Here is a 21,484-nt window from a genome sequence, read left to right on the forward strand (position 1 = left end):
TATGACCGTCTCGACAGCCGAAGCCTTCTACGAACGGGCGGCCGGCGGCCGGTTCCTCTCCACCCGCAACACCACCGGCCCCTGGGACCCCGCCTCCCAGCACGCCGGCCCGCCCGCCGCGCTGCTGGCGCTCGCCGTCGAGGAACGGGCCGGGCGGCGCGGGGAGTTCCGGATCGCGCGGCTGACGTACGAGATCATGCGGCCGGTGCCCGTCGCGCCCGTCACGGTGCGCACCCGGGTGCTGCGCGAGGGGCGCAGCGTCGAGCTGGTCGAGGCCGAGCTGGCCCCCGACGACGGGCCCGCGGTGATGCGGGCGACGGCGCTGCTGCTGAAGGCCGCGCCCGGCTCCGTACCGGAGGTGCGGCCCGACCCCGAGGTGCCGGGGCTCGAGGAGGCGCTGGGGCGGGAGTTCTTCCCCGTGCCGTGGGAGCAGGGCTATCACACGGCGATGGAGCTGCGCTTCACGGCCGGGTCGTTCCTGGAGCTCGGGCCGGCCACGGTCTGGTTCCGGATGCGGGTGCCGCTGGTCGCGGGCGAGGGGATCACCCCGCTCAGCCGGGCCCTGGTCGCCGCGGACTCGGGCAACGGGATCAGCGCGACGGTCGACTACAGCCGCTACGTCTTCGTGAACCCGGACCTGACGGTCGGCATCGACCGCCACCCCGAGGGCGAGTGGGTCTGCCTCGACGCCCGCACGACGATCGACGCGGCGGGCATCGGCCTGGCGGAGGCGGGGCTGCACGACGAGAAGGGGCCGCTGGGACGCAGCGCGCAGACGCTGTACGTGGCGCCGCGTTAGGCGCTCTCCCCCGGCGCCAGCCACCGCATCGGCGCCCCGCACTTCTCCTCCACCCAGCCGACCGCCCCCTCCAGCCCCCGCTCGTTGATCTGCGCGTCATGGATGCCGAAGGCCCGCTCGGGGGCGATCGCGCGGACGAAGTCGATGGCCTCGCTGACCCGCATCCAGCTGCCGTGGAGCGGGACGAGGAGGGTCTCGACCGGGGCGTCCGGGACGTGGAGGGAGTCGCCGGGGTGGTAGACGCCGTCGACGAGGTAGGCGAGGTTCGCGCAGTTCGGTTCGTCGCCGTAGATCAGGGCGTGGCGGCCGCCGTGGGCCGAGATCCGGAAGCCGGCCGCCGTGAAGGTCTCCCCCGCCGTCACGGGGACGAAGTCGACGCCGGGCAGGTCCGCGTCGGCGGGGGCGTAGACCGTGGCCGGGTGGTCCTTGAGGTGGGCGGGGTCGATGTGGTCCGCGTGTTCGTGGGAGATCAGGACCGCGTCCGCGCCCCTCAGCGCCTCGGGTTCGGACCAGATGCCGGGGTCGATGACCAGGACGCCGCCGCCGGGCTGTTCGTAACGGACGCAGGAGTGGGTGTACTTGATCAGCCGCATGGCGCGGATGCTACGTGGGGCGGGCGGCACCGCACACGTGGTTTAACCCGCCGCCCACAGGGAGCGGACGTGGCCCAGATGGCGGGTCATGCACACCTGTGCGCCCGCCTCGTCGCCCGCCGTCATCAGGTCGAGGAGTTCCAGGTGTTCGCGGGCGGAGGGGAGGAGTTCGCCGCTCGCGTCCAGGGCCTTGAGGCCGTAGAGGCGGGAGCGGTTGCGCAGGTCGCCGACCGTCTGGACCAGGTGGTCGTTGCCTGCCAGGGCCAGCAGGGAGAGGTGGAAGCGGCGGTCGGACTCCAGATAGCCGATGAGGTCGTGGTCGTGGGCGGCGCGCACTATCTCCTCGGCGACCGGGCGCAGCGCCTCCAGGTCCGCGCGGGCGGCGGTGCGGGTGATGCGCACGACGGTGGGGATCTCGATCAGGGCCCGGATCTCCGTGTACTGGTCGAGGTCGCGGTCGCTGACGGCCGTGACCCGGAAGCCCTTGTTCCGTACGGGCTCCACCAGGCCCTCCCCCGCCAGGTCGAGCATCGCCTCCCGGACGGGGGTGGCCGAGATGCCGAAGTCCACGGCGAGGGCGGGCGCGGAGTACACCGCGCCCGGCCGCAGTTCGCCGGAGATCAGGGCCGCCCGCAGCGCGCCGGCGACCTGGTCGCGCAGCCGCTCGCGGCCGGCGTTGAGATCGCGGCGTTCCAGAGGGCCCATGGGGCGGGGGTCCTTTCTGCGGGTGGGGGGACACCGTACAAGCTGTCAGAGCAGGAAGCCCGCCGGGAACGGGTCCTCCGGGTCGAGGAAGTACTGCGCCGTCCCCGTGATCCAGGCCCGTCCCGTCACCGTCGGCACCACCGCCGGCAGACCGCCCACGGTCGTCTCGCCGACGAGCCGGCCCGTGAACCGGGTGCCGATGAACGACTCGTTGACGAAGTCCGCCCCCAGCGCCAGCTCCCCCCGCGCGTGCAGCTGCGCCATCCGCGCGGAGGTGCCCGTACCGCACGGGGAGCGGTCGAACCAGCCGGGCTCGATGGCCATCGCGTGCCGGGAGTGACGGGCGTCGGAGCCCGGGGCGGCGAGGTAGACGTGCTTGAGGCCGCCGACCTCGCCCAGCTCCGGGTGGACGGGGCGGTCGGGGGAGGCGTTGACCGCCGCCATGACGGCCAGGCCCGCGGTGAGGAGGTCGTCCTTGCGGGCGCGGTCGAAGGGCAGGCCCAGGGCGTCGAGTTCCACGAAGGCGTAGAAGTTGCCGCCGAAGGCCAGGTCGTACGAGACGGTCCCGAACCCCGGCACCTCCACCGTCCGGTCCAGGCCGGCGCAGTACGCGGGGACGTTGGTGAGCGTCACTGAGCGCGCGGCGCCGTCCGCCACCTCGACGTCCACCGCCACCAGCCCGGCGGGCGTGTCGAGGCGGACGGTGGTGACCGGTTCGGTGACCGGCACCATGCCCGTCTCGACCAGCACCGTCGCCACGCCGATCGTGCCGTGGCCGCACATCGGGAGCAGCCCCGAGACCTCGATGAACAGCACCCCGTAGTCCGCGTCGGGCCGGGTCGGGGGCTGCAGGATCGCCCCCGACATCGCGGCGTGGCCGCGCGGCTCGTACATCAGGAGGGTCCGCAGATGGTCGAGGTGTCCGGCGAAGTGCAGCCGCCGCTCGGCCATCGTGGCGCCGGGGACGACGCCGATGCCGCCGGTGATCACGCGGGTGGGCATGCCCTCCGTGTGCGAGTCCACGGCGTGGAACACATGACGCGTGCGCATGGGGCTACCTCCGGTGGACGGGTCAGCGCAGACCGTCGGCGACGGCCTTCTCGGTGGCGGCGCGCACGGCGGCGGCCTCGTCGCCGGTGAGGGCGGCGCGCGGCGGGCGGACCGGGCCGCCGTGGTGGCCGGTGAGGTCCATGGACAGCTTGATGGACTGGACGAACTCGGTGCGCGAGTCCCAGCGCAGCAGCGGGTGCAGCGCCTTGTACAGGGGCAGCGCGGTCGTCAGATCGCCGGCGACGGCCGCGTGGTAGAGGCGGGCGCAGTCCGTGGGGAAGGCGTTGGGGTAGCCGGCGATCCAGCCGACGGCGCCGGCGATCGCGAGCTCGAGGAGGACGTCGTCGGCACCGATCAGCAGGTCCAGCCCGGGGGCGAGTTCGGCGATGCGGTACGCGCGGCGGACGTCGCCGCTGAACTCCTTGACGGCGACGATCGCGCCGTCGCCGTGCAGCCGGGCGAGCAGCTCGGGGGTGAGGTCGACCTTGGTGTCGTACGGGTTGTTGTACGCGACGATCGGCAGGCCGGAGCGGGCGACCTCGGCGTAGTGGGCGCGTACGGCCGTCTCGTCGGCGCGGTAGGCGTTGGGGGGCAGCAGGAGCACGGAGGCGCAGCCGGCCTCGGCGGCCTGGTCGGTCCAGCGGCGGGACTCGGCGCTGCCGTATGCGGCGACGCCGGGCATGACGCGGTCGCCGCCGGCGACCTCGACGGCGGTGCGGACGACGCGGGCGCGCTCGTCGGCGGTGAGCGTCTGGTACTCGCCGAGGGAGCCGTTGGGGACGACGCCGTCGCAGCCGTTGTCGAGGAGCCGGCGGACGTGGGCGGCGTAGGCGTCGTAGTCGACGCTCAGGTCCTCGCGCAGGGGCAGCGCGGTGGCGACCATGATGCCGCGCCAGGGGCGGTCGGGGGTCCAGGTCATGGGGGTGGTGCCTTTCCGGTGTCGGGGGTGGTGACGAGTGCGGCCAGGGCTCCCAGGGGTACGGGGGCGGCCAAGGGCCTTCGGTCGGTATGGGGTTGCTTTACGAGGCAGCTGACCGCGGGGCCGCACATGCGGCCCTGGCACCAGCCCATGCCGGCGCGGGTCAGCAGCTTCACGGTGCGGGCGTCTCGGGCTCCGAGGTCTGTTCCGGCCTCGCGGATGCGGCCGGCGGTGACCTCCTCGCAGCGGCAGACGTCCGTGTCGTCGGTGAGCCAGTGGGGCCAGCCGGGGCCGGGGGCGTGGACGGCGGTCATGGTGGCGGCGAAGGCGCGCAGGCGGTCGCGGCGACGGCGGAGGGTGCGGACGCGGCGGGGGTCGGCGGGGCGGGCGAGGAGGCGGGCGGCGACGGCGAGTCCGGCCAGCTCGCCCTCGGTGCGGGCGAGGGGGCCGCCGCCCACGCCGCTGGTTTCGCCGGCCGTCCAGAGGCCGGCGACGGTGGTCTCCTGCGTTTCGTCGACGACGAGGGCGCTGGTGCCGTCGGCCAGGGTTCGGGTCCCGGCGCCCAGGGTCACGGCGAGGTCCGTCTGCGGGACGAGGCCGTGGCCGACGGCGAGGGCGTCGCAGGGGATGCGGCGTTCGGTGCCGGGAACGGGGCGCCAGGTCGCGTCGAGGCGGGCGACGGTGACGGCGGTGACGCGGTCGGTACCGTGGGCCTCGGTCACCGCGCTGCGAGTGAGGGGGCGGACGCGGTGCCGGATCAGCGCCGCCCCGTGGCGCAGGCCCTCTCCCGCCTTCCCGAGGGCCCGGGGATGCCGGGCGTACGGCACGTAACTCGCGGCCTCCACCAGCGCCGGGACCCGTGCCCCCGCGGACGCCAGCGTGCCCGCGACGGCGAGCAGCAGCGGGCCGCTGCCGGCCACCACGATGCGGCGTCCCGGCAGCGCCCCGCCGGACTTGAGCATCGCCTGCGCCCCGCCCGCGCCCACCACGCCGGGCAGCGTCCAGCCGGGGAAGGGGAGGTGCCGCTCGTACGCCCCCGTCGCCAGGAGCACCGCCCGCGCCCGGATCCGTACCGGCTCCCCCGACGCGCCGTCGTCGCCGGTGACCGCGTGCACCGTCCACAGGCCGGCGTCGCGGGTCACCGCCCAGACATGGTGGCCGGGGAGGTGGTCGGCGGTGAGCCTGCGGCGCAGGCCGGTGTACGCGCGGTCGGTGACCCGGCCCCGGTACAGCTGGCCGCCGACGTGCGCGGCGGCGTCCAGCAGGGCGACGCTCAGGCCCTGTTCGCCCGCGGCGACGGCGCCCGCCAGGCCCGCGCTGCCGGCGCCGATGACGGCGAGGTCGTACGGGTCAGAGGTCATGGCCGTGGCCCTCCTGCGTGGTCACGGCGTCGCCGGGGCGGACGGGGACGAGGCAGGCGCGGCGGTTGGGTTCGCCGTTGACGGTGGCGAGGCAGTCGAAGCACTGCCCGATGCCGCAGAAGGCGCCGCGCGGCCGGCCGCCGACCCGGGTCGTACGCCAGGCGAGGATGCCGTTGGCCCACAGGGCGGCGGCGATGGACTGGCCCGCGGCGGCGGTGAGCTCCCGGCCGTCGAAGGTGAAGGTGACGCTCTCCCGGCTCACGCGGCGAACCTCTCCGGTCGGAACGGGCGTATGTCCAGCGGCGGTTCGCCCCCGGTCAGACACGCCGCGACGATCGCCCCCGTGGCCGGCGCGAGGCCGATGCCGGCGCCCTCGTGGCCGCAGGCGTGCAGCAGGCCGGGGACGCGGGGGTCGGGGCCGATCGCGGGGAGGTGGTCGGGGAGGTACGGGCGGAAGCCGGCGTACGTGCGGATCGCGCGGACGCCCGCCAGCAGCGGGAACAGCGCGGTCGCGCCGGCCGCCAGCCGTCCCAGCGCCTCGGTGGACAGCGTCCGGTCGAAGCCGACGCGCTCGCGGGTGGCGCCGATGAGCACGGGTCCGGCCGGGGTGCCCTCGACCACCGGGGAGGACTGCAGGGCGGCGGAGTCGCTGGCCACGTCCGCCACATAGTCGGCCGCGTACACCTTGTGCCGTACGACGCGCGGCAGCGGCTCCGTGACCAGGACGAACCCCCGCCGGGGCAGCACGGGAAGCTCCACGCCCGCGAGCCGGGCGAGGTCTGCGCCCCAGGTCCCGGCGGCGTTGACCACGGCGGGCGCGTGGATCTCGCCGGCGCTCGTCCGCACGCCGCGGATCCCCCGCGGGCCGTGCAGTACGGCGTGAACCTCCACCCCCGGTCTGGCATCGACCCGGCCCCCTGCGGCGCGCAGCAGATGTGCGGCGGCGAGGGCGGGCATGACCTGGGCGTCCTGAGGGTAGTGGACGCCGCCGGCCAGACCGGGGGCGAGGTGGGGCTCCAGATCGTGGAGCCGGTCCTCGGGGACGTCGTGCGTGACGACGCCGCTGTCACGCTGCCGGGCGGCGAACGCCCGCAGCGCGGTGGCCCCGTGGGTGCCGGAGGCGACGACGAGGCCGCCCTTGGCCTCGTACTCCACCGCCGACGGCAGTGCGCGGGCCAGATCGGCCCACAGCCGGCCGGAACACAGGGCGAGTTCCAGCTCGGGTCCGGGCTCCTTGTCGGAGACGAGCAGATTCCCCTCTCCGGCGCCGGTCGTACCGCCGGCGACGGAGCCGCGGTCGAGCACGGTGACGCTCAGTCCCGCGCGGGCGGCGTAGTAGGCGCAGGCAGCACCGACGACACCGGCACCGACGACGATGACGTCCGGGGAGGGGGTTCCGCTGGACACTACAATAATATTTCACATGGCACCGCGGGTGCCAAGGGGGCTCCCCGACGGGCCCGTTGCCCCGGGCCGGCGCGGCCCCGCACACTCCTCCGAACGCCGCGGCGATCCATATTCCGAGATTCATCGGTAAATGATTGACGGCAGACCCGAGTTACCGTCATGCTCATTCTCGTGAGCCCTTCAGACATTCTTGTCTCGCGCCTGGACGTCGACCTTCGACGACACGCCAGCGCCCGCTGTTCCATGGCCTTCTGAGCCGGACAGCACTGCAACTTACCTGCTCACAGGCCCAAAAAGGCTTTCCTTTCAGGTTTATTAAATCTCTGTGAAATTTCGCCGCACATGGTTTTGCCGCCAATTTCACGCTGCCGTAACGGCATTCACCCCACCTCCGCCCTGGAGTGATTCATGACGTCCATTCTGGCCGTATCCGGAAGCCCCTCGGCCCACTCGCGGACCGCGCTCGTCGCGGACCATGTCGTGGACCGGCTCACCATGACCGGCTTCGACGCCCGCCATCTGTCCGTCCGCGCGCTGCCGCCCGAGGATCTGCTGTACGGCAGGGCGGACACGCCCGCCGTGGCCGCCGCCGTCGACGCCGTCGCGCTGGCGGACGGCGTGATCGTCGCGACGCCCGTCTACAAGGCCGCGTACACCGGGGTGCTCAAGGCGTTCCTCGATCTGCTGCCGCAGTCGGGGCTGGCGGGGAAGACCGTTCTGCCGCTCGCCACCGGTGGCACCACCGCCCATCTGCTGGCCATCGACTACGCGCTGCGCCCGGTGCTCACCGCGCTCGGCGCCCGTCATGTGGTCGCCGGCTGCTTCCTGCCGGACACCGCGATCGGCCGGGACCCCGACGGGTCCGCCCAGCTCACCGCCGAGGCGGGGCTGCGGCTGTTCGACGTCGTCGACGAGTTCGTGCACGCCCTGCCGGCGACCGCCGACCTGGCCCGCTGACCCTCACAAGGAGCATCCGCATGTCCCTCATCACCCCACGCCGGAACTTCCTCGCCCTGATCGGCGCCGCGGCGCTGACCGCGGGCTGCGGCACGGCCTCCGGCAGCGCGGGCGGCAACGGCCGCACCGTCTCGTACCAGGGCTGGGCCGGCACGGTCACGCCCGCCGAACTGGCCCAGGACCTCGGCCATCTCGACGGCCTCGAGCTCGACTGGGTCGGCAACACCATCAGCGGCCCGCAGGACATCCAGTCCGCCGCGGCCGGCGACGTCACCTTCGGCGGCGCCTTCAACGGCGCGGTCGTCAAACTGGCCGCCGCCAGGGCCCCGGTGACCTCCGTCATCAGCTACTACGGCGTCGACAAACGCCAGTTCAGCGGCTACTACGTGCTCGAGGACGGCCCCATCCGCTCGGCCCGCGACCTGACCGGCGCCAAGGTCGGCATGAACACCCTCGGCGCGCACGCCGAGGCGATGCTCGACATCTACCTCAAGAAGCAGGGCGTATCGCAGGACGGCGTCGAGCGGCTCGCGCTGCCGCCGGTCAACACCGAGCAGGCGCTGCGCCAGGGCCAGATCGACGTCGCCGTCCTCGGCGGCATCCTGCGCGACAAGGCCCTGGAGCGCGGCGGGATCCGCCCGCTGTTCGACGACTACAAGCTGCTGGGTGCCTTCAGCGCCGGTACGTACGTCATCGCCGACCGGTGGCTGGAGCGCAACCCGGACACCGCGAAGGAGTTCGTCACCGGTGTGGCGAAGGCCCTCGTGTGGTCGCGGGAGACCTCCCGGGAGGAAGTCGTCGACCGGATGACCGGGATCGTCCGCAAGCGCGACCGCGACGAGGACACCGACCCGCTGAAGTACTGGCACTCCTACGGCGTCGCCACCCCCGACGGGCGGATCGAGGCGAAGGAGCTCCAGCTGTGGATCGACTGGCTGGGCGACCGCGGGGACGTCGACCCCCGGCGGATCAGGGCGGCCGACCTCTACACCAACGAGTTCAACGGCCTCGTCACCAAGAACGGGGGCTGAGTACCGTGACCGCGAAGATCCACTTCGAGTCCGTCGGCAAGACTTTCCCCGTCCGCAAGACACGCGGCAGCGGCAGTGCCGGTAAGGTCGTCGCCCTCCAGGGCGTCGACCTGGAGATCCCGGCCGGCGAGTTCGCCGTCGTCGTCGGCCCCTCCGGCTGCGGCAAGTCGACGCTGCTCGACCTGCTCGCCGGGCTGTCCACGCCCACGACCGGCCGGGTCCTGCTGGACGGCGCCCCCGTCACCGGCCCCGGCCCGGACCGCGGCATCGTCTTCCAGCAGTACGCGCTGCTGCCCTGGCGCACCGCCCGGGGCAACGTCGAGTTCGGCCTGGAGGCGACGGGGATCCCCCGGCGCGAACGCGCCGAACGGGCCCGGGAGTTCCTGGCCCTCGTGGGGCTGAGCGGCTTCGAGGACCGGCATCCGCACGAGCTCTCCGGCGGGATGCGGCAGCGGGTCGCGATCGCCCGCTCCCTCGCGTACGACCCGGACGTACTGCTGATGGACGAGCCGTTCGCCGCGCTCGACGCGCAGACCCGCGAGTCGCTGCAGGACGAGCTGCTGCGGATCTGGCGGCGCACCGGAAAGACCGTCGTGTTCATCACGCACAGCATCGAGGAGGCCGTCTTCCTCGGCGGCCGGGTGGCCGTGCTCACCTCGCGCCCGGGCCGGCTCAAGGCCGTCGTGCCCATCGACCTGGGCGCCCGGCACGACGGCGGTGACGTGCGCTCCAGCCCGGAGTTCGCCGCCCACCGGCACCGGATCTGGGACCTGCTGCACGAGGAAGTCACCCGCGCGCAGCGGCTGGAACGCCAGGGGGCACCCGTATGAGCACCCTCACCGCAGAGCGGCCGGCGACGGCCGTCCCCGCCGCCGATCCACCGCACCGGCTGCGCCGCGCGGGCGGACTGCTGCTCACCGCCGTCACCCGGTCCGTGGCGATCGCCGCGCTGCTGGCGCTGTGGGAGGTCGCGCCCCGGCTGGGGCTCGCCGACCGGACGTTCCTGCCGCCGTTCAGCGAGGTGGCCCGCGAGTGGTGGACGATGCTCGCCGGCGGGGAGCTGACCGAGCACGTCGAGGCGAGCCTGATCCGCTCCGGCGCCGGCTTCGGACTGGCCGTGCTGGTCGCCGTACCGCTGGGCCTGCTGATCGGCTGGTACCGGCCGGTCGCGGATCTGCTGGGCCCGCTGCTGGAGCTGTTCCGCAACACCGCGGCCCTCGCCCTGCTGCCCGTCTTCGTGCTGCTCCTCGGCATCGGGGAGACCTCGAAGATCTCGATCGTGCTGTACGCCTGCACCTGGCCGATCCTGCTCAACACCATCAGCGCCGTCCGCACCGTCGACCCGACGCTGCTGAAGCTGGCCCGCTCCATGGGGCTGCCGGCCCCCCAGGTCTTCCGGAAGGTGATCCTCCCGTCCGCCGTGCCGACCGTCTTCACCGGCATCCGGCTGGCCGGGGCGACCGCGATCCTCGTGCTGGTGGCCGCCGAGATGATCGGCGCCAAGGCGGGGCTCGGGTATCTGATCACGTCCTCGCAGTACAACTTCGCGATCCACCGGATGTACGCCGGGATCCTCACGATCTCCCTGCTGGGCGTCCTCCTCAACCAGCTCCTCGTGGCCCTCGAGCGCCGCTTCACCCGCTGGCGGACGCCCGCCGGAAAGGACCGCGCATGACCCGGCAGTTCCACCTCAACGCCTTCCTCATGGGCGTCGGCCACCACGACGCCGCCTGGCGCCACCCGGCGAGCGACCCGGCGGGGGTCACGGACCTCGCGCACTTCCGCCACCTCGCCCGGGTCGCCGAGCGGGGCACGCTGGACTCCGTCTTCCTCGCCGACGGCCTGTCCCTCCTGGGCGACGCCCGCTACAACGCGCTCGGCGGCTTCGAACCGCTCACGCTGCTGGCGGCGCTGGCGGCCACGACGGAGCACATCGGGCTGATCGCCACCGTGTCCACCACGTTCAACGAGCCGTTCCCCGTGGCCCGCGCGTTCGCCTCGCTGGACCACCTCAGCGGTGGCCGGGCCGGCTGGAACATCGTGACCTCCGGGAATCCCGCGGAGGCCCGTAACTTCGGCCTCGCCGAGCATGTGGCGCACGCCCGGCGCTACGCCCGCGCGGACGAGTTCCTCGAGGTCGCCAAGAAGCTCTGGGACAGCTGGGACGCCGACGCCGTCGCCGCCGACAAGGCACGCGGGATCTACGCCGAGGAGGGCCGCGTCCGGGCGATCGACCACGAGGGCGAGCACTTCACGGTCGCCGGCCCCCTCAACGTCCAGCGCTCCCCGCAGGGCCGGCCGCTGCTCGTCCAGGCCGGATCCTCCGAGGACGGCAGGGAGTTCGCCGCCCGGCACGCGGAGGCCGTGTTCACCGCCCAGCAGACGCTCGCCGACGCCCAGGCGTTCTACAAGGACCTCAAGGCCCGCACCGCCCGCCACGGCCGCTCCCCCGACGCCGTCCGCGTCCTGCCGGGCATCGTCCCGGTGATCGGCTCCACCGAGGCCGAGGCCCGCGCGCTGGACGAACAGCTCACCGGGCTGCAGGTCCCCGCGTACGGGCTGGCGCAGCTGTCCGGGATGCTCGGCACCGACCTCACCGGGCTGCCCCTGGACGGGCCGCTGCCCGAGCTCCCCGAGGAGCGGGACATCAACGGCAACAAGTCCCGCTTCACCCTCGTCGCCGACCTCGCCCGCCGGGACGGGCTGACCATCCGGCAGCTCATCGCGCGCCTGGGCGGCGGGCGCGGGCACCGGGTCGTGGCCGGCACGCCGGAGCAGATCGCCGACTCGCTGCAGGAGTGGTTCACCCAAGGGGCGGCCGACGGCTTCAACATCATGCCGCCGCTGCTGCCGTCGGGCCTGGAGGTCTTCGTCGACGAGGTCGTGCCGATCCTGCGGCGCCGCGGCCTGTTCCGCACCGAGTACACCGGGCGCACCCTGCGCGAGCACTACGGGGCGCCCGTCACCACCGAAGAAGGGAAGTAACACCATGACCAGCATCGACATCCGGCGCATCGGCGGCCGTGTCGGGGCCGAGATCCGCGGCCTCGACATCTCCCGCCCGCTGCCCGCCACCACCGTCGCCGAAGTCAACCGGGCGCTCCTGGAGCACAAGGCCGTCTTCTTCCGGGACCAGGACCTCGACGACGACGCCCAGCTCCGCTTCGCGGCCTCCTTCGGGGAGCTGACCACCGCGCACCCCACGGTCGCGGCGGTCGACGGGCAGCCGCACATCCTGCCTGTCGACGGCGAGGAGGGCGTCCGCGCCAACCGCTGGCACACCGACGTGACCTTCGTCCGTACGCCGCCGAAGGCCACCTCCCTGCGGTCGCTGGTCGTCCCGGCGTACGGCGGTAACACCCTCATCGCGAACACCGCCGCCGCGTACCGCGATCTGCCGGACGTACTGCGGGAGTTCGCCGACGGGCTGCGGGCGGTGCACACCAACGCGTACGACTACGCGGAGCCCAAGACCGAGAGGGCGGCGGAGCACCGCCGGGAGTTCACCTCGCGGGTCTACCGCACCGAGCATCCGGTGGTGCGGGTGCATCCCGAGACGGGTGAGCGGAACCTGTTCATCGGCGGCTTCGCCCAGTCGATCGTCGGCCTGTCGCCGTCGGAGTCCCGCGACCTGCTGCGGATCCTCCAGTCGTACGTGACCCGCCCGGAGAACATCGTCCGCTGGACGTGGGCCCCCGGTGATCTGGTGCTGTTCGACAACCGGATCACCCAGCACTACGCCCCCGACGACTACGCCGACCAGCCCCGGCTGCTGCACCGGGTGACCGTCGCCGGCGACGTCCCCGTGGGGATCAGCGGCGAGCGCAGCCTCGCCCTGGAGGGCGACGAGGCGCACTACACCCCGGCGGCCTGAGCACGGCGGGTGGTCCCGGCGCGGGGGTGCGCCGGGACCACCCGGCCGGGATGATGTGCGGATGAGAGTCTGCGTGGTCGGGGCGGGCCCCGGGGGAATCGTCGCCGCGAAGGTGCTGCTGGACGGCGGCTTCGACGTCACCGTCTACGACAAGTATCCGCAGGTCGGCGGGATCTGGTCGGCGGGCGGATGCTACGACGGGCTGGCCAATCAGGCGCCGCGGCGGGTGTTCGAGTTCGCGGATCTGCCCAACCGGCTGCACTACGCGGGGGCGGCGGACACGCAGCGGTATCTGGAGGAGTACGCGCGGACGTTCGGCGTGCTGGAGCGGGTGCGGTCCGGGACCGAGGTGGTGTCGGTGCGGCCGGTGTCGGGGTCGTGGGAGGTGGGGGTACGGGGCGGCGAGGGCGGTTCGTACGACTACGTGGTCGTGGCCAGCGGGGCGCATCACCATCCGTATCTGCCGGAGTTACCGGGTGCGTTCCCCGGGACGGTGCTGCATTCCAACGACGTACGGGCGGGTACTTTCGCCGGCCGGCGGGTGGTCGTCGTCGGGGGCGGGAAGTCGGCGCTGGATCTGGCCACGCGGGCTTCTCGGGAGGCGGCCTCCGCCACGCTCGTCCAGCGCAAGGTCAACTGGATGATCCCGGAGAAGTTCCTCCTCGGCACGGTCTCCAACAAGTGGATCCTGTTCAACCGCCTCGCCGAGGCCCTTCTCCCCCGCTACCACGACCCCGCGTACGTCCGCGGCCTCGACCGCCTCCCCGACGGGATCAAACGGGCGGCGTGGTGGCTCATCACCCGCGACACCCTGGCCTCCACCGGCCTGTACGGCCTCCCCCGCCGGCTCCGCCCCGCCCACCCCCTCCCGTTCCATCTGGCGCACGCCGGGGTGATGCCCCGCGGTTACACCCGGGCGGTGCGGCGCGGGTCCCTATCCGTCCGGGTGGCGGAAGTCGCGTCGTACACCCCGGAGGGGCTGCGGCTGTCGACCGGCGAGGAAATCCCGGCGGACGTGGTGGTGTTCGCGACGGGACACCGCAGGGTCTTCCCGTTCCTGGACCCGTCGGTCGAGACGCACGACGCCGCCGGCCGGCTGCGCCTGTACCGGGGCATCGTGCCCCCGTCCGCGCCGGGCCTGGCCTTCGTCGGCTTCCGCCAGATCTTCAACAACCCCCTGGGCATGGAGCTCACCGCCCACTGGCTCACGGCCCACTTCGCCGGCCGGCTGCGCACCGCCCCGTCGCCCGCGGAGATGGAGGCGGCGATCACCGCCCGCCTGGCCTGGCAGGAGGCGGCCCTCCCGGGCTCCGGGGGCTACGACTTCGGCGCGTACGACATCCACACGGCGGACGAACTCCTCGGCGACCTCGGCCTGCGCCCCCACCGGGCGTCGAACCCGCTGGCGGAGTATCTGCTGCCGGGCGCGGTGGCGCACCGGTACCGGGGGCTGGGGCGGGTGGTGGTCCGCAAGATCGATTCCCGGGAGCGTCCGGCCGGCGGGCGGTGTTAGCGTCCGCCCATGTCCTCACGTACCGAAATCGACGCCCTGGCCGCCGAGTTCTTCGGCGCCTTCGACAACCGCGGCGGCAAGCCCGCCGACCTCGACCGGATCCGCCGGCTGATGATCCCCGGCGGGGTGATCGTGGTGACGGGGCCGCAGTACGCCGTATACACGGTGGACGAGTTCATCGAGCCGCGGCACAGGCTGCTGAACGAGGGGCGGCTGGTGGAGTTCTCGGAGTGGGAGACGTCCGGGCACACGGAGATCATGGGCGACATCGCCTGCCGCTCGGGCGGCTATGCCAAGTCCGGCACGCTGGACGGGGAGCCGTACGGGGGCGAGGGGCACAAGACGTTCCAGTTCGTCCGCACGCCGGAGGGCTGGCGGATCGCGGCGTTCTCCTGGTTCGACGAGCCATAGGCTCACGGGAGCGGTGGTCGCCGCAGCCACCAGCTCGCTGTGGACGGACACCGCTCCCGTGAGCGACGCGTCTGGGGCGTCAGTCGTGCGCGACCACCGCGACCGGTGCCACCGAGTGGTGCATCACCGCGTGGGCCACCGACCCGATGTGTACGCCGAACGGGCTGCGGCGGACGCGGCGGCCGACGACGACGAGCGCGGCCTCCTTCGATTCGTCGATCAGCCGGCCCGCCGGGCTGCCGAAGCCGGACTTCTCGGCCACCTCGACCTCGGGGTACTTCTCCCGCCAGGGCTTCAACACCTCGGCCAGCGCGCCGGCCTGCGCGTCGGCGATGTCGTCGCGCGGGTCGTAGCCACCGGCCAGGGCCAGGCTGTTCACGTACGGGGACGGCAGGTTCCAGGAGTGCACGGCGGTCAGGGGGGCCGACCGGCGCCGGGCCTCCTCGAAGGCGAAGGCGATCACCAGGTCGTCCGGGTGTGCGACGTCCAGCCCCAGCACGACGGACCGGCCGTCGGAGACCTCGCCCCCGGCCCGGACCAGCACCACGGGCCGGTCGGTACGGGCGACCACGGACTGGCCCACGGACCCCACCAGGAACCCGCCGATCCCGCCGAGCGCCCGCGAGCCGAGCACCAGCAGCTCCGCGTCCGCGGCGGCCTCCAGCAGCACCTCGGCCGGCGCGCCGTTGCGCTGCTCGACCGTCACCTCGACCTCGGGGTGCCGGGTCTTCAGCGCCTCCACGGCCTCCCGCGGAATCCGCTCGGCCCAGTGCTGGTGCGTCTCGTCCCCCAGGAACGACGCCAGCGCCATCGGCTCCGGCACCGGCTGCCACACGTGCACCAGGGTCACCGCCAGCCCCCGAAGCCCCGCCTCACGCGCGGCCCACTCCGCGGCGGCGCGGCTCTCCGTCGAGCCGTCGAGTCCAACGATGATCGTGCCGGGCATGACGCCCACCTCCTGCTGTCAGCTGTCCAGCTCCGAGCGTCCCGACCGTCGGCTCCCACCAGGCCCACCGACCGGGCCCACCGGAACCGGAAGCGTCCGTCCGCTTTCAATCACATTCTCACTCTCCCTCTCCCGCCCCCGGGAGGCGGGGTACCGCCGGGCCAGTCCGATGGGCCGGTCGTCCCTTCCCGGGGGGACGGTCGGCTCCGTCAGCCGTGGTTCCTGGCGAACTCCACGAGCCCGGCGAACCCCTCGCGGGTCAGGGTGAGGCGGGGGCCGTTCGGGTCCTTGCTGTCGCGGATCAGGAACTCGCCGGTGGCGCGGGCGTGGTCGGGGGCCCATTCGACGCACTGGCCGCCGTCGCCGCCGCTGTAGGAGCTCTTGACCCACCGCACGGACTGAGAGTCTGTCCTGCTGCTCATTTGACGTGATCCTCCATGATCCGACGAATCAGGGACAGCGATTCTTCCTCGGACAATGCCGCCATGCGAAGCCGATCGAACATGGCGACGGCATCCGTCACCACGCCGGGAGTGTCGTCCACTTGACCGCCGTGAGCGGGAGACTCGGTGTAGACAGCGTGGGGTGCGTTGTTCAACGAGAGCAGCGTACAAGGCAGATGGCTGGGCGCGGCACCCGCTGTAAACGGCAGCACTTGCACCATGACGTGCGGCGATTCCATCAGTCCGCCCAGATACTCCAGTTGCTCGGCCATGACGGACGGGCCACCGACGCAGGTACGCAGGACACCTTCCTGGATCACGACCCACAAGAGGGGCGGCTTGTCGCGGTCCATGGTGGCCCGACGCCTTATGCGCAGCTCAACGCGCTCTTTGATCTGATCCTCGGTCTCACGTGGGCGGGCAGCGCGGAAGACGGCCGTCGCGTACGCCCGCGTCTGCAGCAGCCCCATGAGGAACGTGCACGAGTAATCCGTGATCCCGCTCGCCGACTCCTCCATGGCGATGTACGGCACGAACCACTCCGGGTGCCCCTGCTTGCTCAGCTTGGCCCGCAGTCGGGTGTACACCCCCGGCGTTCCGGCCACGCGGTCCATCGCCTGGGCGAAGGCCTCCGACGCCAGCACCATGCCGTTCTCGACCTTGCAGACCTGCGCCGGCTGGTAGTGCAACGCCTCCGCGAACTCCCTCTGGGACATGCCGAGAGCTTCCCTCAGCGCTCTCGTCTCCCGCCCGAAATACGCCGCGGCGTTCATGGGTTCCCGCACCTGGTCCGCTCGCTCGCTCACGCGATCAACCCCCGGCATTCCGCGTTCCTCGGCATCCTTCAAGACCTTGGTAACGTACCGCCCCGACGTGCGCTGCGTGACAGAAGAGTCACACAGGGTGGCGATGCGATCGACCCGCGCCGGGGCCCGGCAGGTCACAAGGGCAGGCGGAACGCACAGGCCACCCCGTCGTTCAGCGGTTGCACATGCGTTCGCTTGGCCGTGGTTACGCGGAGGTCAGGCGGTGCGGGGAGAAACGGGGCGTAGGCCGCCGAAGGCTCGTCCCCACCCCCGCAGGGAGCTCCCCGTGACCGTGTCACCCGTCGTCGAAAGCCCCGCCGGTACCAACTACATCGTAGGACTCGCCCAGAGCGACGACGACGTGCGGGCCGCCCAGCGGCTCAGACACGACGTCTTCGCCGGGGAGATGGGCGCCCGGCTCGAGGGCGGGCTGCCCGGGCACGACGTCGATCGCTTCGACGCCTTCTGCGATCACCTCGTCGTCCGGGACGCCGTGAGCCGGCAGGTCGTCGGGACGTACCGGCTGCTGCCGCCCGAGCGGGCCTCCCTCGCCGGGGCGCTGTACGCGGAGGGCGAGTTCGACCTGGGCGCGCTCGACCCCGTACGGGCGGACCTGGTCGAGGTGGGCCGGTCCTGCGTACACCCCGGGCACCGGGACGGGACGGTCATCAGCCTCATCTGGGCCGGCATCGCCCGCTATATGACCGACCGGGGCCACAACTGGCTGGCCGGCTGCTGCTCCATACCGCTGGCCGACGGCGGCACGCGGGCGGCCGGTACGTGGGAGCGGGTGCGGGGGCGGAACATGGCGCCGGAAGAGTTCCGGGTCCGGCCGCTGCGGCCCTGGACGCCCGAAGGGATCGCGCCGGCGAAGGGCGAGCTGCCCGCGCTGCTGCGCGGCTATCTGCGGCTGGGCGCCTGGGTGTGCGGGGAGCCCGCGTACGACCCGGAGTTCGACGTCGCCGACCTGTACGTACTCCTGCCGATGAACCGGGTCAACGAGCGCTACCTGCGCCACTTCCTCTCCCTGGTCCCGGCGTGAGCGCCGTCTGGCTCCCCACCGCCCCCTGCACCCCCGCCGGCTGCGTCGACCCCGCCCGCACCGGGGCGGCCGCGGTCCGCGCCGTCCTGCGGCTCACGGCGCTGGCGGCCCTGCTCCTCGCCGGGATCGCGGCCTCCCCGCTCGGCGGCCGCGTCCCGGACGCGGTGATCCGCCGCTGGGCGCGGACGACGGTCCGGGCGGCGGGAGTACGGGTACGGATCACGGGGGCCGCCGTGGACCGGGGCGGGGTGCTGCTGGTCGCCCCGCATGTGTCGTGGCTGGACATCCCGCTGCTCGCGGCGGTGCGTCCGGCACGGATGCTGGCCAAGGCGGAGATCGCCGGCTGGCCCCTGGCCGGCCGGCTGGCGGCCCGGGGCGGCGCCCTGTTCATCGACCGCGACCGCGTCCGGACGCTGCCCGGCACGGTCGCGGTGCTGGCGCGGGCCCTGCGCGCCGGCACCGCCGTGACCGTCTTCCCCGAGGGCACCACCTGGTGCGGCCGCGCCCACGGCCCCTTCCGCCGCGCCGCGTTCCAGGCGGCCCTGGACGCCGGCGCCCCGGTCCAGCCGGTCCGTATCACGTACAGCCGGCCCGACGGCCACCCGGCCACCGCCCCGGCCTTCGTCGGCGACGACACCCTCCTCGCGTCCCTGTGGCGGGTGCTCACGGCGCGGGGCGTGACGGCGGAGGTGGAGATCCGGCCCCCGGTCCCGGCCGGCGCCCACGCCGACCGCCGCGCCCTGGCGGGGGCGGCGGAGGCGGCGTGCGCGGCGGGGGGCGGGCCGGATCCGCACCCGGCTCACCACCACCGCCCCCGTACGGCTCACCTCACGTGACTACCGTCGCCGCCGGCGGCACCCACCGCCGGGTGCGCGGCACGGTGGAGCTGACGCCGAAGTCCTTCTTCAGCTGCTCCGGGATCGCGTAATGCATCACGCGCCCGCGGGTGAGCGACGACAGCTCGAGGACCGACGTGAGATGACCGAGCCGGTCGAGCGCCCACGCCCCGAGGGGTGAGCGGTCCTCGATCGTCTCCAGGACGCCGAGCAGGGTGGGGACGAGCCTGGTGACGTTGTCCCAGGCGGTGGCCGGGACCTCGAGCCAGTCGGCGCAGGTGTCCCCCAGCAGATAGCGGATGAGGGCGGACACGACGGGGTCGAAGAACGTGCCGGGGACGATCTCCTCGTACATGTCGATCAGCTGGCGGGTCAGATGGGCGCCCTCCGCCGAGGGACCCATGTGCCGGGTCATGTACAGGTCGAGGAAGCCGCGGGCGTCCTCCAGGGTGCGGGGAGCGGCGTCCTGGTCGACGCCGAGCATCGCCCCGACCACCCGCCAGGCGTAGTAGTAGGCCTCGGCGCCCTCGGTCGACATATGGATGTTCAGCCGGTGCAGGCAGTCGAGGACCAGGAGGGAGAAGGCCATCTGGCCGCCGATCATGTCCTCCTGGCAGATCGGCACCCCCAGCGACGCCGTGTCCCAGCGGTCCCCGCGCGCGAGGTGGTAGCGGATGGAGGCGTGCAGCAGCCGCACCTTCTGCGCGGCGGGGACGAAGCGGCTGCCGGCCTCGAAGGCGTCGGGCTGCATCAGATAGACCGTGAACTGGCCGGTCTCCGCCATCCGCTTGGCCGGGAAGTTCAGCGCGTGGCTGGCCGAGAGCAGCTTCGCGGCGTGCGGGATCAGATAGCAGGCGGGCATGGAGGCGAAGGACAGCGCCGTGGAGATGTGCACGTTGTTGTCGATGAAGAAGAGCCGCGCCCGCTCCATCTCGTCCCAGTCCACCCAGGCCGGCGGTGTCGCGGTGGCCTCCAGATACTCCCGGGCGACGTCCGGCAGCCCGTCGGGCAGGGGTGAGCCGGCGGTGGAGACGTAGCGCATCAGGGTGTTGAACGTGCCGACCTCCCCTCGTTCGAACATGGTGGCCACGACGGCGTCCGCGAGTTCGTCGCCGGACTCGCGCAGCGCGTCCATCGAGGCATCGGTGCAGGTCATGTCAGTACCCCTTCGTGGGACTGGACGGTCAGCGGTGACGGTCGGTGGCCAGCCGGGCCAGTTCGGCCAGGGCCCGCCGGGCGTGGCCGGGCAGGCCGAGCCCGTCCAGCCGGCCGACGGCCTCGCCGACGCGGGAGGCGATCAGGTCCTCCACCTGTTCGGGGGCCTTGAGGGACAGGAGCAGTTCGCGCACCTCGTGCAGGTGCTCCTCGTCGAGGTCACGGCGTCCCAGCAGGGCGGTGAGCCGGTCCCGCTCGGCGGGCCCGGCGGTCTGCCAGGCCAGGGCGAGGAGGGTGGTGGGCCGGTGGGCGCGGATGTCGTCCAGGGCGGCCTTGCCCGTACGGCCGGTCTCGCCGAACAGGCCGAGGAGGTCGTCCCGCAGCTGGAACGCCTCGCCCAGGGGCAGTCCGTACGCGGAGAGCCCGGCGCGCAGGGCCGGGGCGGCGCCGGCGAGCCGGGCGCCGATGAGGAGGGGCTGTTCGACGGTGTACTTGGCGGTCTTGAAACGGGCGACCTTCAGGGACACGCCGGGGTCCGGGCCGGCGCCGGTGTGCAGGATCTCCAGACACTCGCCGGCGATCAGTTCGCGGGCGAGTGCGTCCCATACGGGCCGGGCTCGGGCGAGGTAGGCGGCGGGGAGGCCGCTCGTGACGAAGAGGCGGCCGGCCAGGGACATCAGATGGTCGCCGACCAGTATGGCCAGACAGCGGGCGGCGGCGGCCCGGGTCCCCGGGCGGCCGGGGACGGCCTCGCGCAGGGCGACATGGGGCGTGGGGAGGCTGTGGCGCAGGGGGCTGTCGTCGATGAGGTCGTCGTGGACGGTCGCCGCGGCGTGGACCAGTTCCATCGAGGCGGCCGCGCGCAGCAGGGCCTCGCCGTCGGGCTGGCCGGCCGCGCGCCACCCCCAGTAGCAGAAGGCCGCCCGCAGCCGCTTGCCGTGTGCGGCGGCCTGCCGCAGCTGCTCGGCCACCGGCTTCAGGGAGGCGTCGACGGCGAGCAGTTCACCGGCCTCCTCGGACAGGAAGCCGTCCAGTTCGGCGTCGACACGGTCCTTGAACCCGGCGGGATCCCAGGTCTCAGACATCGCCACCGGCCGCGGCGCGCCGGGCGAGCACGTGCTGGGCCAGTACCTCGAGATGGGCGGGCGGCGGCGCCCCGACGCGGTCCAGCGCGATCCGGCCCCGCGCCATCAGGTCCTGCTGCGCGTCGGAGGCGAGCTCCGGCCCGTCGGACCGGCGCAGCAGCTGCCGTACGGTCCCGGCGGCGGAGCCGAGGGCGTCCACCGCCAGATCCGCCAGCCCCGCCAGGAGCAGCACCGCCCGCTCGTCCGGCCCCCGGCCGCCCTGTTCGGTGTGTGTCATGTGTCCCCCAGTGGTTCGCGTACGCGGTCGTCCGCGCCGCGACGGCGCGGACCGCTCGCCCCCAGAACATCCGACCGGAGACCGTCGGGGCTGGTCACCGGGCCTCAAACCACACCTTCGCGGGAACCGGACCGGATCCGCCGGCCGGCCACGTCACCACCACGTCCACAACACCCCCCCGGGTCCACGCCCGGGTGGACGCGGTGGGACGGGTCGCGTGGTTATCGTCCGGGCGAGATCAGCCCGCCGTTTCGCCCCGCGAGGGTTCGCGCAG

24 protein-coding genes are annotated in these 21,484 nt (G+C 73.2%); 11 read left to right on the plus strand and 13 right to left on the minus strand.

What is annotated here, in order from left to right; all coding sequences use genetic code 11:
- Position 1 precedes the first annotated feature (1 nt).
- Entirely contained in the window at positions 2 to 799 is a 798-nt protein-coding gene (locus tag SRB5_RS14815; RefSeq protein WP_153452433.1) for a thioesterase family protein, read from the plus strand.
- Here SRB5_RS14815 and SRB5_RS14820 read toward each other — a convergent pair.
- From SRB5_RS14820 to SRB5_RS14850, 7 genes are read right to left on the minus strand one after another with little or no spacing between them, the layout of a single operon-like run.
- A complete protein-coding gene (locus SRB5_RS14820) occupies positions 796 to 1,392 on the minus strand; it encodes an MBL fold metallo-hydrolase (protein ID WP_153452434.1) in 597 nt (198 codons plus the stop codon). The genes SRB5_RS14815 and SRB5_RS14820 overlap by 4 nt on opposite strands.
- 42 nt (positions 1,393 to 1,434) lie before the next feature.
- Entirely contained in the window at positions 1,435 to 2,097 is a 663-nt protein-coding gene (locus tag SRB5_RS14825) for a GntR family transcriptional regulator (RefSeq protein WP_153452435.1), read from the minus strand.
- 45 nt (positions 2,098 to 2,142) lie between these two features.
- Positions 2,143 to 3,147, minus strand: a complete 1,005-nt coding sequence (locus tag SRB5_RS14830) for a proline racemase family protein (RefSeq protein WP_153452436.1) — start codon at positions 3,145 to 3,147, stop codon at positions 2,143 to 2,145.
- A 22-nt stretch (positions 3,148 to 3,169) separates the two neighbouring features.
- A complete protein-coding gene (locus SRB5_RS14835; RefSeq protein ID WP_153452437.1) occupies positions 3,170 to 4,066 on the minus strand; it encodes a dihydrodipicolinate synthase family protein in 897 nt (298 codons plus the stop codon).
- Positions 4,063 to 5,427, minus strand: coding sequence for an FAD/NAD(P)-dependent oxidoreductase (locus SRB5_RS14840; RefSeq protein WP_153452438.1), 1,365 nt, complete (start codon positions 5,425 to 5,427; stop codon positions 4,063 to 4,065). The genes SRB5_RS14835 and SRB5_RS14840 overlap by 4 nt, the downstream gene beginning before the upstream one ends.
- A complete protein-coding gene (locus SRB5_RS14845; protein WP_323377924.1) occupies positions 5,417 to 5,689 on the minus strand; it encodes a (2Fe-2S)-binding protein in 273 nt (90 codons plus the stop codon). The genes SRB5_RS14840 and SRB5_RS14845 overlap by 11 nt, the downstream gene beginning before the upstream one ends.
- On the minus strand, positions 5,686 to 6,834 hold the full coding sequence (locus SRB5_RS14850) for an NAD(P)/FAD-dependent oxidoreductase (protein WP_323377925.1): 1,149 nt from the start codon (positions 6,832 to 6,834) through the stop codon (positions 5,686 to 5,688). Before SRB5_RS14850 ends, SRB5_RS14845 begins: the two co-directional genes overlap by 4 nt.
- A gap of 408 nt (positions 6,835 to 7,242) precedes the next feature.
- Here SRB5_RS14850 and ssuE point away from each other — a divergent pair, with 408 nt between their 5' ends.
- The 8 genes from ssuE (at position 7,243) to SRB5_RS14890 (ending at position 14,620) form a co-directional block, all read left to right on the plus strand.
- Positions 7,243 to 7,791 (plus strand): NADPH-dependent FMN reductase, encoded by a 549-nt coding sequence (gene ssuE, locus SRB5_RS14855; RefSeq protein ID WP_153452439.1) that lies wholly within the window; start codon positions 7,243 to 7,245, stop codon positions 7,789 to 7,791.
- A 20-nt stretch (positions 7,792 to 7,811) separates the two neighbouring features.
- Complete coding sequence (locus SRB5_RS14860) at positions 7,812 to 8,822, plus strand: ABC transporter substrate-binding protein (RefSeq protein WP_153452440.1); 1,011 nt, start codon at positions 7,812 to 7,814, stop codon at positions 8,820 to 8,822.
- 5 nt (positions 8,823 to 8,827) lie between these two features.
- On the plus strand, positions 8,828 to 9,652 hold the full coding sequence (locus SRB5_RS14865) for an ABC transporter ATP-binding protein (protein WP_323377926.1): 825 nt from the start codon (positions 8,828 to 8,830) through the stop codon (positions 9,650 to 9,652).
- Entirely contained in the window at positions 9,649 to 10,497 is an 849-nt protein-coding gene (locus tag SRB5_RS14870; RefSeq protein ID WP_153452441.1) for an ABC transporter permease, read from the plus strand. The genes SRB5_RS14865 and SRB5_RS14870 overlap by 4 nt, the downstream gene beginning before the upstream one ends.
- Positions 10,494 to 11,807 carry an LLM class flavin-dependent oxidoreductase gene (locus SRB5_RS14875; RefSeq protein WP_153452442.1) on the plus strand — a complete coding sequence of 438 codons (1,314 nt, stop codon included), beginning with the start codon at positions 10,494 to 10,496 and terminating at the stop codon, positions 11,805 to 11,807. Before SRB5_RS14870 ends, SRB5_RS14875 begins: the two co-directional genes overlap by 4 nt.
- A 4-nt stretch (positions 11,808 to 11,811) precedes the next feature.
- A complete protein-coding gene (locus SRB5_RS14880; protein WP_153452443.1) occupies positions 11,812 to 12,696 on the plus strand; it encodes a TauD/TfdA dioxygenase family protein in 885 nt (294 codons plus the stop codon).
- 61 nt (positions 12,697 to 12,757) lie between these two features.
- Positions 12,758 to 14,209, plus strand: a complete 1,452-nt coding sequence (locus SRB5_RS14885) for a flavin-containing monooxygenase (protein ID WP_153452444.1) — start codon at positions 12,758 to 12,760, stop codon at positions 14,207 to 14,209.
- Positions 14,210 to 14,218: 9 nt separating this feature from the next.
- The gene (locus SRB5_RS14890; protein ID WP_153452445.1) at positions 14,219 to 14,620 is read left to right on the plus strand and encodes a nuclear transport factor 2 family protein; all 402 of its coding nucleotides are present in this window, start codon (positions 14,219 to 14,221) and stop codon (positions 14,618 to 14,620) included.
- Positions 14,621 to 14,699: 79 nt separating this feature from the next.
- Here the strand turns inward: SRB5_RS14890 and SRB5_RS14895 are convergent, their stop codons facing one another.
- The 3 genes from SRB5_RS14895 to SRB5_RS14905 form a co-directional block, all read right to left on the minus strand.
- Positions 14,700 to 15,566, minus strand: coding sequence for a universal stress protein (locus SRB5_RS14895; RefSeq protein WP_153452446.1), 867 nt, complete (start codon positions 15,564 to 15,566; stop codon positions 14,700 to 14,702).
- A 209-nt stretch (positions 15,567 to 15,775) separates the two neighbouring features.
- Positions 15,776 to 15,988, minus strand: a complete 213-nt coding sequence (locus SRB5_RS14900; protein ID WP_153452447.1) for a DUF397 domain-containing protein — start codon at positions 15,986 to 15,988, stop codon at positions 15,776 to 15,778.
- A complete protein-coding gene (locus tag SRB5_RS14905; RefSeq protein ID WP_323377927.1) occupies positions 15,985 to 16,857 on the minus strand; it encodes a helix-turn-helix domain-containing protein in 873 nt (290 codons plus the stop codon). Before SRB5_RS14905 ends, SRB5_RS14900 begins: the two co-directional genes overlap by 4 nt.
- 244 nt (positions 16,858 to 17,101) lie before the next feature.
- Between SRB5_RS14905 and SRB5_RS14910 the strand changes: the two genes are divergently transcribed.
- Both SRB5_RS14910 and SRB5_RS14915 read left to right on the plus strand, forming a co-directional pair.
- Positions 17,102 to 17,857, plus strand: a complete 756-nt coding sequence (locus SRB5_RS14910; protein WP_323377928.1) for a GNAT family N-acetyltransferase — start codon at positions 17,102 to 17,104, stop codon at positions 17,855 to 17,857.
- Entirely contained in the window at positions 17,854 to 18,693 is an 840-nt protein-coding gene (locus tag SRB5_RS14915) for a lysophospholipid acyltransferase family protein (RefSeq protein WP_323377929.1), read from the plus strand. The genes SRB5_RS14910 and SRB5_RS14915 overlap by 4 nt, the downstream gene beginning before the upstream one ends.
- On the opposite strand, the gene SRB5_RS14920 is transcribed toward SRB5_RS14915, so the two are convergent.
- The 3 genes from SRB5_RS14920 to SRB5_RS14930 are packed head-to-tail and all read right to left on the minus strand — an operon-like array spanning position 18,686 to position 21,210.
- The gene (locus SRB5_RS14920; protein WP_153452449.1) at positions 18,686 to 19,849 is read right to left on the minus strand and encodes an oxygenase MpaB family protein; all 1,164 of its coding nucleotides are present in this window, start codon (positions 19,847 to 19,849) and stop codon (positions 18,686 to 18,688) included. The two genes, SRB5_RS14915 and SRB5_RS14920, sit on opposite strands and share 8 nt — an antisense overlap.
- A gap of 28 nt (positions 19,850 to 19,877) precedes the next feature.
- The gene (locus tag SRB5_RS14925) at positions 19,878 to 20,933 is read right to left on the minus strand and encodes a polyprenyl synthetase family protein (RefSeq protein ID WP_153452450.1); all 1,056 of its coding nucleotides are present in this window, start codon (positions 20,931 to 20,933) and stop codon (positions 19,878 to 19,880) included.
- Positions 20,926 to 21,210, minus strand: coding sequence for a polyprenyl synthetase (locus SRB5_RS14930; protein WP_153452451.1), 285 nt, complete (start codon positions 21,208 to 21,210; stop codon positions 20,926 to 20,928). Before SRB5_RS14930 ends, SRB5_RS14925 begins: the two co-directional genes overlap by 8 nt.
- Positions 21,211 to 21,484: the final 274 nt, after the last annotated feature.

Source organism: Streptomyces smaragdinus (genome assembly GCF_009604385.1).
GTDB lineage: Bacteria > Actinomycetota > Actinomycetes > Streptomycetales > Streptomycetaceae > Streptomyces > Streptomyces smaragdinus.

Excerpts from the sequence above, each read along its gene's own strand:
- SRB5_RS14825 (WP_153452435.1), bottom strand. The coding sequence starts at position 2,097 with ATGGGCCCTCTGGAACGCCGCGATCTCAACGCCGGCCGCGAGCGGCTG.
- SRB5_RS14890 (WP_153452445.1), top strand. The coding sequence starts at position 14,219 with ATGTCCTCACGTACCGAAATCGACGCCCTGGCCGCCGAGTTCTTCGGC.
- SRB5_RS14815 (WP_153452433.1), top strand. The coding sequence starts at position 2 with ATGACCGTCTCGACAGCCGAAGCCTTCTACGAACGGGCGGCCGGCGGC.
- SRB5_RS14885 (WP_153452444.1), top strand. The coding sequence starts at position 12,758 with ATGAGAGTCTGCGTGGTCGGGGCGGGCCCCGGGGGAATCGTCGCCGCG.
- SRB5_RS14870 (WP_153452441.1), top strand. The coding sequence starts at position 9,649 with ATGAGCACCCTCACCGCAGAGCGGCCGGCGACGGCCGTCCCCGCCGCC.
- SRB5_RS14875 (WP_153452442.1), top strand. The coding sequence starts at position 10,494 with ATGACCCGGCAGTTCCACCTCAACGCCTTCCTCATGGGCGTCGGCCAC.
- SRB5_RS14925 (WP_153452450.1), bottom strand. The coding sequence starts at position 20,933 with ATGTCTGAGACCTGGGATCCCGCCGGGTTCAAGGACCGTGTCGACGCC.
- SRB5_RS14840 (WP_153452438.1), bottom strand. The coding sequence starts at position 5,427 with ATGACCTCTGACCCGTACGACCTCGCCGTCATCGGCGCCGGCAGCGCG.
- SRB5_RS14920 (WP_153452449.1), bottom strand. The coding sequence starts at position 19,849 with ATGACCTGCACCGATGCCTCGATGGACGCGCTGCGCGAGTCCGGCGAC.
- SRB5_RS14930 (WP_153452451.1), bottom strand. The coding sequence starts at position 21,210 with ATGACACACACCGAACAGGGCGGCCGGGGGCCGGACGAGCGGGCGGTG.
- SRB5_RS14830 (WP_153452436.1), bottom strand. The coding sequence starts at position 3,147 with ATGCGCACGCGTCATGTGTTCCACGCCGTGGACTCGCACACGGAGGGC.
- SRB5_RS14860 (WP_153452440.1), top strand. The coding sequence starts at position 7,812 with ATGTCCCTCATCACCCCACGCCGGAACTTCCTCGCCCTGATCGGCGCC.
- SRB5_RS14880 (WP_153452443.1), top strand. The coding sequence starts at position 11,812 with ATGACCAGCATCGACATCCGGCGCATCGGCGGCCGTGTCGGGGCCGAG.
- SRB5_RS14900 (WP_153452447.1), bottom strand. The coding sequence starts at position 15,988 with ATGAGCAGCAGGACAGACTCTCAGTCCGTGCGGTGGGTCAAGAGCTCC.
- SRB5_RS14835 (WP_153452437.1), bottom strand. The coding sequence starts at position 4,066 with ATGACCTGGACCCCCGACCGCCCCTGGCGCGGCATCATGGTCGCCACC.
- ssuE (WP_153452439.1), top strand. The coding sequence starts at position 7,243 with ATGACGTCCATTCTGGCCGTATCCGGAAGCCCCTCGGCCCACTCGCGG.
- SRB5_RS14895 (WP_153452446.1), bottom strand. The coding sequence starts at position 15,566 with ATGCCCGGCACGATCATCGTTGGACTCGACGGCTCGACGGAGAGCCGC.
- SRB5_RS14820 (WP_153452434.1), bottom strand. The coding sequence starts at position 1,392 with ATGCGGCTGATCAAGTACACCCACTCCTGCGTCCGTTACGAACAGCCC.